Consider the following 16,130-nt stretch of genomic DNA (forward strand, 5'->3'; position numbering starts at 1 on the left):
TCGACTTCTCCTGGTGCGCCCAATCCCGCTAACAGAATATTCCCACCTTGATCGGTGCTAATCTTACTATCGTCCTTACTATTCTCTTTCTTACTAACCTCAATATCACCACCAAGCAACAACAGGTTATCAACCGCTAGCTTTTCCAACTTAGCTTGACTGGTAATCTTACCCGGAATTTGATTAAAGAAGAATACATTAGGATTAACGGTCAGCAATGGCGACGGAGGTTCTGGATTAGAAGCACTAAACACTCCTCGATTGCCAAACCCAATTCCATCAGCAGTGGTGCCTACAAATGAACCCGATACATCCAGCTTGGCCTTATCCCCAAAGAAAATTCCCTTGGGATTAATCAAGAACAAATTCGCTCCACCATCCACACCCAAGGTGCCAAGAATATTAGAGGGATTAGCACCAGTTACCCGAGACAGAATATTTTGAATCCCAGCTGGATTAGCAAAATAAACCCTTTGCCCTTTGTCGATATTAAACTCTAGGAAACTGTGGAACAAATTGATATCCCGGATTGCTCCTCCCTTGATTAGATCAACAATTTTCCCATTTACCTCACCAGACCCCAGGTCTAGCTGTGACGTTTCTCCCGGGGGCAAGGTGCTATCAGGAGTAATCTGAGCATGAGCTTGGTTAGCTAGGAATGCGATCGCTCCACTAATAGCTAAACATAGGGCTAAACCTAACTGATTTTTATAGCGTTTCAACACATCTAATGCCATGAGATTTGTTCTCCTGAGCCTGGGGAGGTTAGTTAACTTAATCTATTAGCTATCAGCTATCAGCTATCAGCTATCAGCTATCAGCTATCAGCTATCAGCTTATGCGCTACGCGAACAGCTATCAGCTATCAGCTTATGCGCTACGCGCACGCTACGGGAACAGCTATCAGATTGCCCATTGACGCAAGCTACGTGGGGTTTATTTTAAACTGACGGCTGACGGCTGACCGCTGATTGCTTACCTTTGATTAATCGTGGCTTGAGGCCATTATTGTTACTAGAAAAACGAATTATTACTGCTGTAAATAATAACAGAAATATTATACCTATACTTACTAGTAAGTGGTGTAAAGTTTTATGAAATAATGTTAGCTAGCACAACAAGGATGGCGTTGCTGAATTAAGGAATGAATGCGCAATTATCTGGTGCATGTTAAAGCCCCCTAAATCCCCCAAAATTGGGGGACTTTGAACGTCTTATTCCCCCCAGAATTGGGGGGTTAGGGGGGCAAAACCATACCCAGAATCAGCAACGCCACTAATCTAAGGGATAAGCAAGGGATTATAGGGAGCCGAAATCAATGGTGATAATTTTTTTCCCTGTTCCCTTAAAGCTGTTTGACCTGATGGTGCGTTACGGGTCGGGCTGTTGAAAGCAGAAACAGGCGGAAAATCAGAGCTAGCCCGCCCCTAACGCACCCTACGCCACATTTCCTATAAGGTAATAAAATGTAAATAAAGTTAAAAACTATTCATACGATAATCTGGCTAAGGACTTGATAAAAGATGGCAAATGTGTTAAGCAACAAAGAAACCAATAGGGTTTCTAATCCTGGTGTGTCCTATAGTCAGGAAGATTGGGCAAGAGGTTATGAGTCCCAACGCCATGAAGAGGATTATTGGATTGATCAAGTAGAAGGGGAAATTCCTAAGGAGTTGCAGGGGACTTGGTTACGGAATGGTCCTGGTTTGCTGGATATTAATGGTTACCGGGTGCATCATCCATTTGATGGGGATGGCATGATTTGTGCGATCGCATTTGATCACGGTCGAGCTCATTTTCGCAATCGGTTTGTACGCACAGAGGGCTTCTTAGCGGAACAGAAAGCGGGGAAACCGGTATATCGAGGAGTGTTTGGCACTCAGAAGCCTGGGGGTTGGTTAGCGAATCTATTTGATGTCCAACTTAAAAATATTGCTAATACCAATGTGATCTACTGGGGTGGCAAGCTCTTAGCTTTATGGGAAGCCGCTAAACCTTACGCCCTAGACCCCCATACTCTTGAAACCTTGGGTGAAGATAACTTGGATGGAGTATTAGCAGGAGGTGAATCCTTTGCTGCTCATCCTTGGATTGACCCTAGTAGTAAGCTTGATGGTGGTGAGCCCTGTCTGGTAAATTTCGCGATTCAGCCAGGTCTGTCTAGCAAAATTACTATTTACGAATTGAACCTGACCGGTAAACTATTACGACGTCAGAGTTATAGTGTTCCTGGTTTTTGCTTCATCCACGATTTTGCGATTACCCCAAATTACTGTATTTTCTTCCAAAATCCTGTTAGCTATAATCCCTTTCCGTTCCTGTTGGGATACCGAGGAGCTGGTGAGTGTTTGGCATATCAGCCTGAACAACCGACGCGGATTATAGTGATTCCTCGTAAAAAGAATACAGAGGAAGTAAAAATCCTAGAAACCCAATCGGGCTTTATCTTCCATCACGCTAATGCTTTTGAAGAAGATGGCAATATTTATGTCGATTCTATTTGCTACAAGTCATTATCAGCAGTAGACGTAGGTAGTGATTTCCGGAAGGTTGATTTTAATGGGAACGCACCAGGGCAACTCTGGCGCTTTACTTTGAATTTAACTGACAAAACCGTAGCGAGTAAGTTATTAGAAGAGCGCTGTTGCGAGTTTCCTAGCATTCACCCTAATCATGTCGGAAATCCCTATCGCTACTTATTTATCGGAGCTGCTGATCATCCCATCCGTAATGCGCCATTACAAGGGATTCTAAAAATAGATATGGAAACAAAGACACAACAATTCTGGAGTGCTGCACCAAAGGGTTTTATTAATGAACCAATGTTTGTGCCACGACCCAATGCTGAACGAGAAGATGATGGTTGGGTGTTGACCTTAGTATATGATGCTACTCATCACCGGTCTGATCTAGTAATATTAGATGGTCGTGATTTAACTAGTGGACCGGTAGCACGACTACACTTGAAGCATCATATCCCTTACGGTTTACATGGTAGCTGGACTTCCGAGTTGTTGGGAGTTGGGTTGGATCGGGTTAAAGGTTGAGGGTTTAAGGGTTGAAGGTTGAAGGTTGTTTGGTTGAAGGTTGTTTGGTTAAATCAGGTTAAAGGTTAAATCAGGTTTTTTAAAGTTTTAACCAACATGGGGAGATAATTACGCTAAACTTATTAGTTATTAAGCTTGTGGGGGAATTATAGGGTTGAAGCTTCATGATTAAACCTAAGTTAATCACAGCATTTTCCTCAGGGGTGCCAGATGAAATTCAGCGTTGTTATTACGACTTATAATCGCCTTGAGCTACTCAAGCGCGCGATTGAAAGCGCACTTGCTCAGACATTTTCCTGTGAGATTGTTATCGTTGACAACGGTTCGTCTGATGGAACCGAAGATTATGTCCAAGAGCGCAGTGAAGCGTTAGCACGTGCTGGTGAGCAGAGCTTGGTTTACCACCGAAATTCCGATAATATGGGCCACTCGAAAGCGGTAAATCAAGGGGTAGAGTTGGCAACTGGTGATTGGATCAAGCTGTTGGATGATGATGACTACTTAGCCAGGAACTGCATTGAAGAAATGGCTAGTGCGATCGCATTACATCCAAAAGCGGTGATTTGCTCTTGCCAATCGGCTCAAGTAGATACCTTAGGAGCGGAAATAAGTGTAACACGGCAAGTAGGTTCACCGCAAAGGTTATATATAGCCCAAGAAGACATTCATTATGGAATGCTTCTGGAAATGGTACCGTTTGGAACCCCAGCGCAAGTGGCTTTCTCCCGTGATGGTTTTCTGAGTTCCGGTGGTTGGAATTCTAGCTTAGATACCAACTTTGATGATATTGATTCCTGGATTCAAATCGCTCAGTTTGGAGATGCTATATTTATTAATAAGTGTTTAGCTTACCGGACAATTTGGTCTGGTGCTTATAATCAGAAGTTTTCGTTCCAGAAACGTCTTAAAACCCATATTTCCATTAAGGAAAAAATCTATGCACTAGTCAGTGATAAATACCAAGGTAAACTCCCATTACTGTGGGAGGTGGGAGCTTATCTGAGATTACATTGGGGTTTAGTAGCCCTTAAACGAGGTAAGTTGCTCAGTGCCGCTAAGTTATTGTTTCCTGAGTGTTTTTCACCGATTGCTTTTTCACCGATTGCTTGGAAGTTACTGTTACTTAGAAATACTCTAAGGTGCGATCTCCAGTTGTACCACAAGTTACCCCTTTAATTAGCAATTCTAATCACTTAACTATTTTGATTAACACAAAGTAATTAATTAGTCAATTGAAAATTGAAAATTGAAAATTGGCTAGTAACTAATTAGCTAGTAACCAATTAGTTAGTAACCAATAACCAATTAACTAATTAACAATTAACAATTAACGTAAGCTATCAGCTATCAGCTATCAGCTCTCAGCTCTCAGGTTTTGAATAAAACAAGTAAGCATTGGTTTAATTTATGTTACGTCAGCACCTCAAGTAGCGTGAGCCTTGGCCATTCGCGAATGGCTGACAGCTGACGGCTGACGGCTGACGGCTGACGGCTGTTCGCGTAGCGTGCGCGTAGCGCATATGCTTACCAATTAAAGATTATCAATTTGTTTGCGAAGGTCTTCCAACTCTTTGTCAACAGGGGAATCTGAGGAAGTGGATTTTTTCTCTTCTGAGGCTGGTAAAGCTTCTTGAGATACAGAACCACCAGCCAACTGAGCTTTCATCGTAGCCAACTCATCATCAACATCATTGCCTTCCAAGAGTCTAAATTGACTTTCCAAGTCAGCACCACCCAGCTCATGGGCAGCTTCAGAACGAGCCTCCATTTCCAAGACTTTCTGTTCCATACGCTCAAACGCCGCTAGGGAGCCACTGGTATTGATAGACCCCATAGTTTGTTGTAACTTTTCATTGGCCTTAGCCGCCTGAGCTCGTGCTTTGAGCATATTCTTTTTGGTCTTGGCTTCGGAAATTTTGCCTTCGAGAGCCACCAGATTACGCTTAAGAGTATTGACCTGATTAGTTTGCTGATCCAACTGGGTTTTCAGGGTAGCAGCAGTATCAGAATTGGTCTTTTTACGCACCAGAGCCTCACGAGCCAGGTTTTCATCCCCTTTGGTCAGAGCCAGCTGAGCTCTTTTCTGCCAGTTGTTAGCTTCTGTTTGGTTTTTGTTGTATTGCTGCTCTGTGCGTTTTTGTTCAGCAATTGACCTGGCAACTGCTTGACGCAATTGAACCAGATCCTCTTGCATATCAACAATAGCTTGATCCAGAATCTTTTCTGGATCCTCAGCCTTGCTAACCATATCGTTCAGATTAGCTCTGACCACTCTACTAAGGCGATCAAATAATCCCATAACGCTGTTTATCCTCTAGGAATGTACATTGTAGGTAGAAAACAGGCTTGCTGGTGCGTAAGCCTAGTTAAGTTGTCTTGAAGGACAAGCAATTGTTGCTGTCCCGTCTCAAGTCTGATTGGGGAACTGAAAAATTCGCGGGCTTGACCCATACCCTAGCCATTAAGACAGGGAGCCTTTCATCCAGTTTAAAAACTTCTTGGGAAAAAGTGCTAGACAACAAGCTAAGGGTTGAACTTTCTGGCGGCTGAACCATGGGGGATTCTAAGGGATTGCTGTTGGAGGGGTTAAAAATTGGGTTCCAGAGGCGCTTATGATATACTATAATAGTTCCATCTGTTGAGAAAACGTCCTTGTCTCATTCTACCTATTCCCTTTCCGACTATTGTCAAGAAGATAGAGGAGGGGATGTTTTATTGTAGGTTGGCATATATAGTAACCCGTTGGATCAACGCTCTAAAGTGTTTTCAGACAAGGTTTACAACCTGCTATTGAGGTGACCATGGGCACACTGATTACTTTTTCCAAGTATTTATCCAATTTTTCCGGATTTTTCGGTTATTCTGCCTGATTTGAGGGTAATTGAGGAGTCTTGCTTCCTTGAATAAGATTAGCTTTCATAGCGGCTAACTCAGCTTCCACATCATCGTTAGCTTCGAGAGCGGCAAATTTCTGATCAAGTTGATTAGTACCTAACTCAGCCATTGCCTCAGACCGGGCTTCAAGCTGCATTACCTTATCTTCCATCTTTTCAAAAGCACTCAAGGCACTACTGGTACCTACATTACCGAGCATCTCATTAATTTTCATAGATGCTTTAGCTGAGTTAGCCCGAGCAATATACAAGTTCTTTTTAGTTTTCGCCTCTGAGATTTTCTGTTCTAGGGTACGCAGCTCTTCCTTGAGCTTGGACACAAGCTCAGCTTGCTGGGAAAGCTGAGCGTTCATGGTTGTGACGGTCACCTGATGAGATTTCCGCCGGGTCAGGGCATCCCGTGCCAAGTTGTCGTCTCCTGCTGACAAGGCTAACTGAGCGCGACTGTACCATTGATCAGCAGCCGCTTGAGCCTGAGAGGCTTGTCGTTCGGTACGTTTTTGGGTAGCGATCGCTTGAGCTACAGCCTGACGCATTTGAATCAAATCCTGCTGCATATCATCTACAGCCTGTTCCAGGATTTTTTCAGGATCTTCAGCTTGGTTAATCAGGCTATTAAAGCTAGCACGAATAATTCTCAACATACGATCTAATAATCCCATGGCAGCTGTTCCATTATGATTAGGGCTTAGGGAATCTTTACTGATGTTATTCAGATTTATAGCAATTCTACGATGAGGTACAAATTTCTGGTTTTTAGGGAGCAGGGAGCAGGGAGCAGGGAGCAGGGAGCAGGTAAGAGCGAAGTCGGAAGTGGGAAGAGGTAAAAAATAATGTGTACCTCATGAGTCCTAGAAACCCTATATGCTCCTTAACACTATAGTCAAGGACGATAAATGGAAGCAGAAATTCCCTGTTGCTGGAGTTTTTCTACCAAACCTTGTGCTTCATGTTCAAATTTGAACGCTCCCATCTGAATCCGGGTACCTTCAGATAATTTGCGCACATAGGCATCAGGAACAATTGTCCTAGCTTGTTGTAAGGAACGCTTACCATCGTAGTTGATCACCACATAGTAGAAAGGATCGGGAGCAGGTAAAGACTCCTCTACCACTGTTCTTAGGGATGCGACTTGATTCTGGAGTGTTTCAGAGATAGCTGGTTCAAGTAATCCTGACTGTGTCCGTCTTTCTGGGGGTACTAAAGAGTCTGAGGTTGTTGGTAATGATGACAGAGGAACCTTTTGTAGTGGTTGAACAGAAGGTAAAAGTACTGAAGATAAGGAAGACCCTTTAGGAGGCATCGGTCTAGTTACCACCTTAGGAGCTGATTCAACCACCTTAGGTAAAGGCACATCTTTTGTATAAAAGGGTTTTTCCTGCGGTCCTGGAGTAGCTTCCACTTGAGAAAGGGTATGTAAGTTCAAGTCTACAAATTCCTCAGAAGCCAAATTAGGACCACCCTGTAGGGGAGAATTAGGAACCGACTCAGTCTGTTGTGGTTGATATGGTTTAATTTCTTGGGAAGTTTTGGAGGTCTTGGGGATGATGGAGCTAATCAGCTGCGAAAGATCCAGATTACTTAACACCGAGGGATTGGAGAAAATATAGGGTAGAGTAGCACTTAACAACAGCAAAAGTACCATGAAACCGACATTTAACGGAGTCAGCAGTTGGTAAGATACCTGCTTTTGGTTGTCAAATTCTTCTTCATCTTCTGCCAGACTCTGTAGTAGTTTTTCTGATGATTCGAGATAATCTTCTGGCTGGGTTTGGTTAGTCCCTAACTTGATCAAACTACCTGAGTTTTCAGGCAATTTTTCAGGAGGTTTAAGTTGCTCCGTAGCCTCTTTATGAATATCTAAGCTAGCACTTTCAGCATTCTTATACTGGGAGACAACTGGTGGCTGAGTAGGTTTTGGGGACTGTGATAACAGGGAATCTAGGGATTCAGTCTGCTCAACCAATGGCTGTTGTGGTTGTTTGTGAGACGTTGTTCCCTTGGCCGTTAGGTTTGGCAGTGGAATGCTTGATGGCTGCTTTAGTTGAGGGATGGTCTTATTTGTCTGTGATGGTGAGGATTTCTGTTGTACCTCACCCAAAGAAATTAACTCTAGGGGTTTACGTGCCCGGTTACGACCAAGACTACGGTTAGTCATGACTGGGCGTCCTACTCTTCGACGTCGGTAGCGCGCTAATTCTTCCTCTAGTTGTACATCAAGGCTACTCAGAGCAGCTTGTAAAACTGAGTTGAGATTGTAATTACCGGTCGAGCTAGGGGAAGAATTAACTGAGGAGTTTTGGATCATGGCAGACTATATCGGTCGTTTGTGCTATAGAACAAGCAACAGGACTTACGCAGCCATTCTATCTTTAGGGTCACCCTAACAACTCTAAGCTAGTTTTTTGCCCAGTGTGACACAGGTTTCTAGTGTGGCATAGGCTTGGACGCTGTGAAGTAAGTCCTGAAGCAATCAAAACTATGGTCAAATTAACTAATTATAGTAAGGGGATATGCTTAAATCACTCAATCAGGTCTTAAATAGGATTACAAATCAGCCCGAGTGGGAAGGTATACAACGCTTGTCATACCTAATTAAGTCTTGGTCTGAAATAGTAGGAGTGAACATAGCTAATCATACCAGACCCTATGCTATCTCTAGGAATATCTTATATGTGGCTACGTCTAGCTCTGTTTGGGCACAAGAACTAAAATTTCAGCGCCGGATGTTTTTGAAACGGCTTAATGCTAGTTGGTCTGAGCCCCTAGTTGACATTCACTTTTCTCCAGCTCAGTGGCAGAAAACACAAGTTTTGGCCAATGGCTATTCACAATCTGAGTTGACCCCAAACCATAGACATCCTAGCACCATCTTCCCCATGTCTTCATCACTGGTTTCTGAGCAGTTGGAGCACACAGAAAACACAGAAAGTAGTCAAGCCACTGACACAACTACTGACACAACTACTGACACAACTACTGACACAACTACTGACACAACTACTGACACAACTACTGACACAACTCTTAGACCCGAAGCAGCGTTTAAACGTTGGGCAAAAATGATGCAGATGCGATCGCAAAATTTACCACTTTGTCCTCAGTGTCAGTGTCCGACTCCACCAGGAGAACTCCAGCGTTGGGATGTCTGTGGTCTTTGTGCTACTAAGCAATGGCAAATTTAGACCAAGGTTATATAGAAGTTGTACAACTTGTGAGATACAAATTTCTAGTTTTTAGGGAGCAGGGATGCAGCGCTGCCTCCCCAGTTCCCTTGCTGCATCGCTTGTCTGTACCCCCACACCCCACACCCTACACCCCACACCCTACACCCCACACCCCACACCCCACACCCCACACCTGAGGAAGTTGTGTGGTTTCCAGCACTGGTGCTTTGAATCAACAAAAGGTTTTAAATTTGCTCTAAGACTTTGGTATAAGAGGTAGAGCTAATTTGGCTGTGGACGCTACAAGCCAGTGAGCCTTCCTAGCTGACCCTTGATTTTTAGAACACTGAACTGATACTTTTTCATAAGTTAATCGGGATCTATTCAGTATCTAAATACACTTTTGGTGTGTTTTTTTACTTGATCCCTATGGGGTTTTGGTATAAAGCAAGCCAATTCTTTTAGAACCCTTGTTTGTTTGTTACTTTTTGTAAAATAAAATGTATCTATTTGTAACAAAATCGTTAAGAAAATATTAAAGCTTTAGGGGCTAAGGATATGCTTATAACCTAGGCTGGTCAACAGCTTGCTATCTATAACAAGCTGAGGTAGGAGGTAGCAGAATTAAATGTAAAGAGTAGATAAAATTTTTTTCACAAAAAAAGAGTTATCATGAAAACATTGAATTTACCTATATCTAGTTGCAGATTTTGTCAGTATTATCAGTCAGAAGGACGACGAGGGGGTATGTGTCAACAACTTGGGGTGCCTGTCAGAGCTACCTGGAAAGCTTGTAATTTTGCTACGCCTACCTTTTCTGCTTCTTCTTCTTCTTCTTGGGAGAAACTAGAAGAGATTTGGCAAGATGAACAACTGATGCTCACAGAGGAACTATCGGTAAAGTGTTCTGAAAACTCCTCTGGGTCAGACATGACCGTTGCAGGTGAAACTATCACCTCTAAAAATTCTTCAACAGACATCATGCTGGTGTAAATTGTTGATGTAAATTGTTCGTATTATCAGCAAGATCAGCTTATCAGAAATATCAGCAGTACCTTACTAGTAACTCCCGCCTTAATACAATCAATAAATAAAACAAAAAAATTTCACAACAACCAGTTTAAACCAAATCTTCTCGTTCTAGTAGCTACTTGCTAACAAGTATAAGCTGGAAAAGCCAAATAATAATAAAACTTGGCAGCTGATATCTACTATTAAAATAGCTTTATTCGCACTTTTATTCAAAATAAGGTGCGCTTTTTATTGATAAGTAGTCGGACAAAACTAAAATTAACTGTTGAAATAGGGAGCAGGGAGCAGGGAGCAGGGAACAGGGAACAGGGAACAGGGAGCAGCGATTCAGAGGGGTTTTTGGCAACTTTACACAAGTTAAAACCGCGCAAATCACGCTTCTATTTTCCCCACACCCCACACCCCACACCCTACACCCCACACCCCATGCCCTGTCTAGTTTAATGCCTTGTTGTCACCCCCTCAGGTGCCCTACTCCCTACTCCCTACTCCCTACTCCCGACTCCCTACTCCCCAGAAATTTTTACCTCACCAATTGAGAACTTTTATAATCTAAGGTAACCAAGGATATTGACGAAAGTCTGGTGGACGCTTGTCTAGGAAAGCTTGTTTACCTTCGGCTCCTTCTTCTGTCATGTAATACAGTAAGGTAGCATTACCAGCTAGCTCTTGTAGACCAGCTTGACCGTCACAATCGGCGTTAAAAGCAGCTTTCAAGCAACGAATGGCAATAGGACTTTTTGCCAAAATTTCCTTTGCCCACTGTAGCCCTTCTGCTTCCAACTTCTCCACTGGAACGACACAGTTAACTAAACCCATTTCTAGGGCTTGAGATGCGGTGTATTGACGACAGAGAAACCAAATTTCTCTGGCTTTTTTTTGACCAACAATTCGGGAAAGATAGCTAGCGCCAAATCCACCATCAAAACTACCGACTTTCGGGCCAGTTTGACCAAAGATAGCATTATCAGCAGCAATCGTTAGGTCACAAATCACATGTAGGACATGACCACCACCAATAGCATATCCAGCAACTAGGGCAATCACTACTTTGGGTATGGAACGAATCAGGCGTTGCAAATCTAATACGTTTAAGCGAGGAACCCCATCTTCTCCAATATATCCAGCCTTGCCTCGTACACTTTGGTCACCACCAGCACAAAAGGCGTATTTGCCATCGGTGTGGGGACCAGCACCAGTTAATAAAACAACACCAATACTGTGATCTTCGCGGGCATCACAGAAAGCATCATAAAGTTCAAAGACGGTTTTGGGACGAAAGGCGTTGCGTTTGTGGGGACGATTGATGGTAATTTTGGCAATACCGTCAGTTTTATGGTATAGAATGTCTTCGTAAGTTTTGGCAGTTTGCCAGTCAATTTGCATAACGTTTTCCACGCGATCGCTGTTCAAGTTCACAATAATATCAAATTAAAAAGGTTCCCAAGTTTGCTAAGCATTGTCATTCCCACTTACAATCGCTTACCGATTCTCAAAAAGTGCCTAATCGCATTAGAACATCAGCAATTCAGGCAAGATAAAGATAGCCAGGTCTTGGATTATGAAGTTGTCTTAGTAGATGATGGCTCAACGGATGGCACTTTAGATTGGTTGACAGCACACGGGGATCAGTTTCCCCATGTACGCTCATTTGCTCAAAACCATGCTGGACCGGCTGCAGCCCGGAATCTAGGGGTGAAGCAGGCTCTTGGTGAAATAATTATCTTTATTGATAGTGATTTAGTAGTTACTGAGCATTTCCTCCAGTCTCATGCTGATGCTTTGGTACAGGCACAGCAGCGTCTGGGATGCGATCGCTTATTTACCTACGGTTGGGTGATCAATACCTGTAATTTCGACGAGCCTACCAGCGAACCGTATAAAATTACTGATTTCTCTGCTGCGTATTTTGCGACGGGGAATGTTGCGATCGCACGCAAATGGCTTTTAGAAGCTGGACTGTTTGATACCCGCTTCCAACTTTATGGCTGGGAAGACTTAGAACTGGGTGTCCGACTGAAGCAGCTGGGCTTAAAACTGATTAAATGTCCCGAAGCGGTAGGTTATCATTGGCATCCTCCCTTTAGCCTCGACCAAATTCCCCGGATGATTGACCGGGAAATTCAACGGGGGCGTATGGGTGTATTATTTTACCGCAAGCACCCGACCTGGGAAGTCAGGATGATGATTCAGATGACCTGGCTACACCGACTACTCTGGGGGATTTTGTCTTTAGGTGGACGACTCAACGAACGCACCATGGCTCCCTTTTTACAATGGCTAATTGACCGAGGTAAATCCCAGCTAGCTTTAGAAATTGCCCGAATTTTCCTTAACTGGTATAACGTCCAAGGTGTTTATGCGGCTAATCGGGAGATGCAAGGTTGAAGGTTTAAGCTTAGAAGTTGAATGTTGAATGTTGAAGGTTGAAGGTTTAAGGTTTAAGACTTAAGGTTGGGTTGAAGGTTGAAGGTTGAAGGTTGAAGGTTGAAGGTTGATAGTCAACTCTCAAGAAAATATTTGAGCTGATTTGCACTTAAATTGGTTATTTCCCGTTCCCTGTTCCCTGTTCCCTGTTCCCTGTTCCCTGTTCCCTATTCCCTGTTCCCTGTTCCCTAAAATATGTAGGATTACTGGAAAGATAAAGCTGCGATCGCTAAACAACCCCATCCCAGGATCAATGCTGCACCACCTAATGGTGCGATCGCTCCTAGCCACTTGATCCCGGTTAAACTCAGGGCGTACAAACTACCAGAAAAAATCGCAATTCCAGCGATAAAAGCTGAGCCAGCTACGGTAAGGGGAGTTTGTGCTACTTCTGTGCGGCTCAATAATAAGGCTACCAAAATTAGCGCTAGGGCATGGTACATTTGATAGCGAGCACCAGTCTGAAAAATCTCTAATGCTCGCTCGGTCAGTTTTTCTTTCAAAGCATGGCTAGCAAAGGCTCCAGCTGCTACTGATAATCCGCCTAAGATCGATGCGATCGCTAAAAAAATCCGAGTCATTAATTTTGTCCTTCCTAAAGCGTAAAATTATAAAATATTTTCCCTTCTTCGCTAACCTCAAAGGTGGCATCACATTCTCTAGCTTTGTGATCCAAATAGTCCTGAGCGACAGCTATAGGAAGTTTGGCTGCCATTGCTAATTTCAATACTGAAATTTTACCATTTTCGTCTTGGAGCAAGCGATAAAATGTAGACTGAAGGTGTTCGAAAACTTCTTTTTGCTCTTGTCGATACATTCTCCATGCTAACCATACTCCCCAGAAGGTAGCTGGGATACCTACTATCAAACTTCCCAGGGCATCAACTTTATCCTGTGATGTTGCTTCCTTTCGAGTTGAAACTACCACAGGTACCATCAATAATAGAATACCCAAGGTGAGCAGCAAACCAGCCGATATTTTTTTGAACCGTTTCATTTTACCAAAGTTTTAGCAAACGTTATTTGTTAGCATGACCAGACAATTGCGATTAGGTGTAAACTATCAGCTTAAGCGCTACGCGCACGCTACTTGAGGTGCTATCAGGTTTATTTTTAGCTGTTCGCGTAGCGTGGCCAAAGGCCTTCCGCTGTTACCATAGCGTGCGCGTAGGGCATAGGCTTTTTTTACTTACGAATAGCTTCCAATAAGCGAGAATAGTAAAAGCGAGTGCTAGTCATTTCTTGTCGCTGAATCGAAAACCCATTATTTACTAAAATACTAACAATATCTGCTTCTCGATGCTGATAGGCACGAGTGGTTTTACTTGGTCCTGGAAAAAACTCACCAATCTTTTTAAGTGCAGTAAGAAGCAAGGTTTTCGGTGCAAAGCTAAGAATTAAACGAGACTCGGCCAAAGAGGCTAAGTGAGTTATCATTTCAGCCGCTTTATCCTGGGGATAATGAATCAAAACATCTAGACAAATTACGGTGTGGTAGCTACCACCTAACCCTTCCAAATCCTGAACCATAAACGAGATATTGTCAGTATTCCCTAAACTCTCCTTAGCCCTTACCTGAGCTTCCCCTACCATTTTCTGAGAAATATCACTAGCAAAAACTCTAGCGCTATTTTTTGCCAGTGGAATACTCAGACTCCCAACACCACAGCCAGCATCACAAATCGACAAACCTGACAAATTACCATCAGCCTCCAGCCAACTGATCACTTTATCCACGGTCTGCTGATGACCAATCCGGATATCTTGCTGTACCCGATTAACCTCACCATCACCATAAATCCGCCGCCAGCGGTCAAACCCAGTGGCATTGAAATAGTCTTTAACAATGGCCTTATCATTAACTGTATTCATATTCATACTCAACACTCTCCTGACCTTGGTATGATTCAGGTCTTTGCGGTTCATCAAAAAAATCATCCCATGGATATTGACGAGCTTCTCCAATCCTTTCAATACTTTGGCGTTCAGCTTGGCTTAGAACGCATACAGCAACTTCTATCGCGCTTAGGTAATCCCCACCAGGATTTTCCAATCATTCACGTGGCTGGAACTAATGGTAAAGGCTCAGTTTGTGCCTACCTGTCTTCTATACTCACCCAAGCTGGCTACCGAGTCGGACGTTATACTTCTCCTCACCTGGTGGATTGGACAGAACGGATTTGCCTTAACCAACAACCTATCTCCACCGATACCCTAGCCACAATTCTGCAGCAAGTTAAGGCAGCAATTCCAAAAAACTGTTCCGATCCACCAACCCTATTTGAAGTGACTACTGCTGCTGCTTGGTTGTATTTTGCTCAGCAGCAGGTGGATGTGGCTGTAATAGAAGTGGGATTGGGAGGACGCCTGGATGCAACGAATGTATGCGATCGCGTTTTGGTTAGTATTATCACATCCCTGAGTTGGGAACATTGGCAGCGCCTGGGACCGACTTTGGCTGATATTGCCAAGGAGAAGGCTGGAATCCTAAAGCCTGGCTGTCCTGCGGTAATTGGTCCGCTTCTCCCTGAACCTAGGGCAGTGGTTGAATCAAGGGTGAATCAGTTGGGATGTCCAGTGGTGTGGGTAGACTCAGCAGTAGAGTTGCCAGAGGGGAAGATGCCAAGCACCCGAAAAGATCTCAGATGGGTGGAGTATGGGGGTATCAGCTACAGTTTGCCCTTGTTGGGGGAAGTACAGTTGGTTAATTCGGCGATTGCGATCGCAACGGTACAAATTCTGCAACAGCAGGGTTGGGAGATACCAGTTGATGCGATCGCATTGGGGATGGCCAACACCACTTGGCTGGGACGTTTGCAGTGGACTAGCTGGGAGAATCACCATTTACTGATTGATGGAGCCCATAATAAAGCCTCTGCTCAGGCGTTGAGACAATATGTTGATACCCTAGGTAAATCGGTCAACTGGGTAATGGGTATACTCTCAACCAAAGATCATGCTGGTATTTTTAATACCTTGCTCAGACCAGGAGATCGATTATCTCTAGTGCCAGTACCTGACCATAGTTCAGCTGAGCTAGACTACTTGGCTACTCTCGCGCAACAAATTTGTCCAACCTTAGCCGATTGTGCTACTTATCCAGAATTAGTGACCGGACTCCGTGCTAGCTTTAACAAAGCCGAAGCAGAAGATAAGATTACTGTCCTTTGTGGCTCTCTGTACCTAGTTGGTCACTTTTTGCGAACAGAAGCTTTTGTTAACAGTAATGGCAATGGCTAATCCCTAATCGCTAAAATAATCAATTTCACCATTGAGCAAAAAATTGTCATGATTGTGAGATAGATTGGGTACGATCAAAAGCAACCAAAAGCAACCTAATGTTCAAACCCCGATCTACCTAACTCAGATCTCGTATCTACTGGTATCTAAATAAGATAGTTTTTGATCCCCTACTCCCTACTCCCTACTCCCTACTCCCTATTCCCTATTCCCTGTTCCCTTTGCTAGATATGGTTAACCATCTTAAAAATTTATTTTCCCGCCGCAAGCAAGGTGTTGGTATAGAATTAGCCCCAGAACGAATTCATATTGCTCAATTGCAG

Annotated in this window: 15 protein-coding genes; 6 read left to right on the plus strand and 9 right to left on the minus strand. The window is 43.5% G+C overall.

Features of this window, described 5'->3' with window-relative positions; translation table 11 throughout:
• Window positions 1-737: filamentous hemagglutinin N-terminal domain-containing protein (locus tag F6K52_RS17955; protein ID WP_293080235.1), on the minus strand; the 737-nt coding region annotated here is incomplete at its 3' end.
• 786 nt (window positions 738-1,523) lie between these two features.
• On the opposite strand from F6K52_RS17955, the gene F6K52_RS17960 reads away from it, so the two are divergent.
• Together F6K52_RS17960 and F6K52_RS17965 are read left to right on the plus strand one after the other, a co-directional pair.
• On the plus strand, window positions 1,524-3,047 hold the full coding sequence (locus F6K52_RS17960; RefSeq protein WP_293080240.1) for a carotenoid oxygenase family protein: 1,524 nt from the start codon (window positions 1,524-1,526) through the stop codon (window positions 3,045-3,047).
• A gap of 210 nt (window positions 3,048-3,257) precedes the next feature.
• The gene (locus F6K52_RS17965) at window positions 3,258-4,223 is read left to right on the plus strand and encodes a glycosyltransferase family 2 protein (RefSeq protein WP_293080244.1); all 966 of its coding nucleotides are present in this window, start codon (window positions 3,258-3,260) and stop codon (window positions 4,221-4,223) included.
• A 355-nt stretch (window positions 4,224-4,578) separates the two neighbouring features.
• Here the strand turns inward: F6K52_RS17965 and F6K52_RS17970 are convergent, their stop codons facing one another.
• The 3 genes from F6K52_RS17970 to F6K52_RS17980 all read right to left on the minus strand — a co-directional run bounded on the left by F6K52_RS17970 (window position 4,579) and on the right by F6K52_RS17980 (window position 8,249).
• A complete protein-coding gene (locus tag F6K52_RS17970) occupies window positions 4,579-5,346 on the minus strand; it encodes a PspA/IM30 family protein (RefSeq protein ID WP_293080248.1) in 768 nt (255 codons plus the stop codon).
• A 558-nt stretch (window positions 5,347-5,904) separates the two neighbouring features.
• Complete coding sequence (locus F6K52_RS17975; protein WP_293080253.1) at window positions 5,905-6,603, minus strand: PspA/IM30 family protein; 699 nt, start codon at window positions 6,601-6,603, stop codon at window positions 5,905-5,907.
• Window positions 6,604-6,824: 221 nt separating this feature from the next.
• Window positions 6,825-8,249, minus strand: coding sequence for a hypothetical protein (locus F6K52_RS17980; protein ID WP_293080257.1), 1,425 nt, complete (start codon window positions 8,247-8,249; stop codon window positions 6,825-6,827).
• 205 nt (window positions 8,250-8,454) lie between these two features.
• On the opposite strand from F6K52_RS17980, the gene F6K52_RS17985 reads away from it, so the two are divergent.
• Window positions 8,455-9,126, plus strand: a complete 672-nt coding sequence (locus F6K52_RS17985; protein ID WP_293080261.1) for a DUF721 domain-containing protein — start codon at window positions 8,455-8,457, stop codon at window positions 9,124-9,126.
• A gap of 654 nt (window positions 9,127-9,780) precedes the next feature.
• Entirely contained in the window at window positions 9,781-10,101 is a 321-nt protein-coding gene (locus tag F6K52_RS17990; protein WP_293080264.1) for a hypothetical protein, read from the plus strand.
• 244 nt (window positions 10,102-10,345) lie between these two features.
• On the opposite strand, the gene F6K52_RS17995 is transcribed toward F6K52_RS17990, so the two are convergent.
• Window positions 10,346-10,486 (minus strand): hypothetical protein, encoded by a 141-nt coding sequence (locus F6K52_RS17995; protein WP_293080267.1) that lies wholly within the window; start codon window positions 10,484-10,486, stop codon window positions 10,346-10,348.
• 206 nt (window positions 10,487-10,692) lie between these two features.
• Window positions 10,693-11,526, minus strand: coding sequence for a 1,4-dihydroxy-2-naphthoyl-CoA synthase (gene menB / locus F6K52_RS18000; RefSeq protein ID WP_293080286.1), 834 nt, complete (start codon window positions 11,524-11,526; stop codon window positions 10,693-10,695).
• Window positions 11,527-11,589: 63 nt separating this feature from the next.
• Here menB and F6K52_RS18005 point away from each other — a divergent pair, with 63 nt between their 5' ends.
• Window positions 11,590-12,528 carry a glycosyltransferase gene (locus F6K52_RS18005; protein WP_293080271.1) on the plus strand — a complete coding sequence of 313 codons (939 nt, stop codon included), beginning with the start codon at window positions 11,590-11,592 and terminating at the stop codon, window positions 12,526-12,528.
• 242 nt (window positions 12,529-12,770) lie between these two features.
• Here the strand turns inward: F6K52_RS18005 and F6K52_RS18010 are convergent, their stop codons facing one another.
• The 3 genes from F6K52_RS18010 to bchM all read right to left on the minus strand — a co-directional run bounded on the left by F6K52_RS18010 (window position 12,771) and on the right by bchM (window position 14,439).
• On the minus strand, window positions 12,771-13,148 hold the full coding sequence (locus F6K52_RS18010; protein WP_293080274.1) for a DUF423 domain-containing protein: 378 nt from the start codon (window positions 13,146-13,148) through the stop codon (window positions 12,771-12,773).
• Window positions 13,149-13,162: 14 nt separating this feature from the next.
• Window positions 13,163-13,564, minus strand: coding sequence for a hypothetical protein (locus tag F6K52_RS18015; protein ID WP_293080278.1), 402 nt, complete (start codon window positions 13,562-13,564; stop codon window positions 13,163-13,165).
• A 188-nt stretch (window positions 13,565-13,752) separates the two neighbouring features.
• Window positions 13,753-14,439 (minus strand): magnesium protoporphyrin IX methyltransferase, encoded by a 687-nt coding sequence (bchM, locus tag F6K52_RS18020; protein ID WP_293080289.1) that lies wholly within the window; start codon window positions 14,437-14,439, stop codon window positions 13,753-13,755.
• Window positions 14,440-14,508: 69 nt separating this feature from the next.
• Between bchM and F6K52_RS18025 the strand changes: the two genes are divergently transcribed.
• Window positions 14,509-15,807 carry a folylpolyglutamate synthase/dihydrofolate synthase family protein gene (locus F6K52_RS18025; protein WP_293080283.1) on the plus strand — a complete coding sequence of 433 codons (1,299 nt, stop codon included), beginning with the start codon at window positions 14,509-14,511 and terminating at the stop codon, window positions 15,805-15,807.
• Window positions 15,808-16,130 lie beyond the last annotated feature (323 nt).

The sequence above is a fragment of the Moorena sp. SIO3H5 genome (assembly GCF_010692395.1).
Taxonomy (GTDB): domain Bacteria; phylum Cyanobacteriota; class Cyanobacteriia; order Cyanobacteriales; family Coleofasciculaceae; genus Moorena.

What these genes read in the sequence shown, in the direction of transcription:
- F6K52_RS17980 (WP_293080257.1), bottom strand. Translation starts at nt 8,249, where the DNA reads ATGATCCAAAACTCCTCAGTTAATTCTTCCCCTAGCTCGACCGGTAAT.
- F6K52_RS17985 (WP_293080261.1), top strand. Translation starts at nt 8,455, where the DNA reads ATGCTTAAATCACTCAATCAGGTCTTAAATAGGATTACAAATCAGCCC.
- F6K52_RS17965 (WP_293080244.1), top strand. Translation starts at nt 3,258, where the DNA reads ATGAAATTCAGCGTTGTTATTACGACTTATAATCGCCTTGAGCTACTC.
- F6K52_RS17990 (WP_293080264.1), top strand. Translation starts at nt 9,781, where the DNA reads ATGAAAACATTGAATTTACCTATATCTAGTTGCAGATTTTGTCAGTAT.
- F6K52_RS18015 (WP_293080278.1), bottom strand. Translation starts at nt 13,564, where the DNA reads ATGAAACGGTTCAAAAAAATATCGGCTGGTTTGCTGCTCACCTTGGGT.
- menB (WP_293080286.1), bottom strand. Translation starts at nt 11,526, where the DNA reads ATGCAAATTGACTGGCAAACTGCCAAAACTTACGAAGACATTCTATAC.
- F6K52_RS17970 (WP_293080248.1), bottom strand. Translation starts at nt 5,346, where the DNA reads ATGGGATTATTTGATCGCCTTAGTAGAGTGGTCAGAGCTAATCTGAAC.
- bchM (WP_293080289.1), bottom strand. Translation starts at nt 14,439, where the DNA reads ATGAATACAGTTAATGATAAGGCCATTGTTAAAGACTATTTCAATGCC.
- F6K52_RS18025 (WP_293080283.1), top strand. Translation starts at nt 14,509, where the DNA reads ATGGATATTGACGAGCTTCTCCAATCCTTTCAATACTTTGGCGTTCAG.
- F6K52_RS18010 (WP_293080274.1), bottom strand. Translation starts at nt 13,148, where the DNA reads ATGACTCGGATTTTTTTAGCGATCGCATCGATCTTAGGCGGATTATCA.
- F6K52_RS17975 (WP_293080253.1), bottom strand. Translation starts at nt 6,603, where the DNA reads ATGGGATTATTAGATCGTATGTTGAGAATTATTCGTGCTAGCTTTAAT.
- F6K52_RS17960 (WP_293080240.1), top strand. Translation starts at nt 1,524, where the DNA reads ATGGCAAATGTGTTAAGCAACAAAGAAACCAATAGGGTTTCTAATCCT.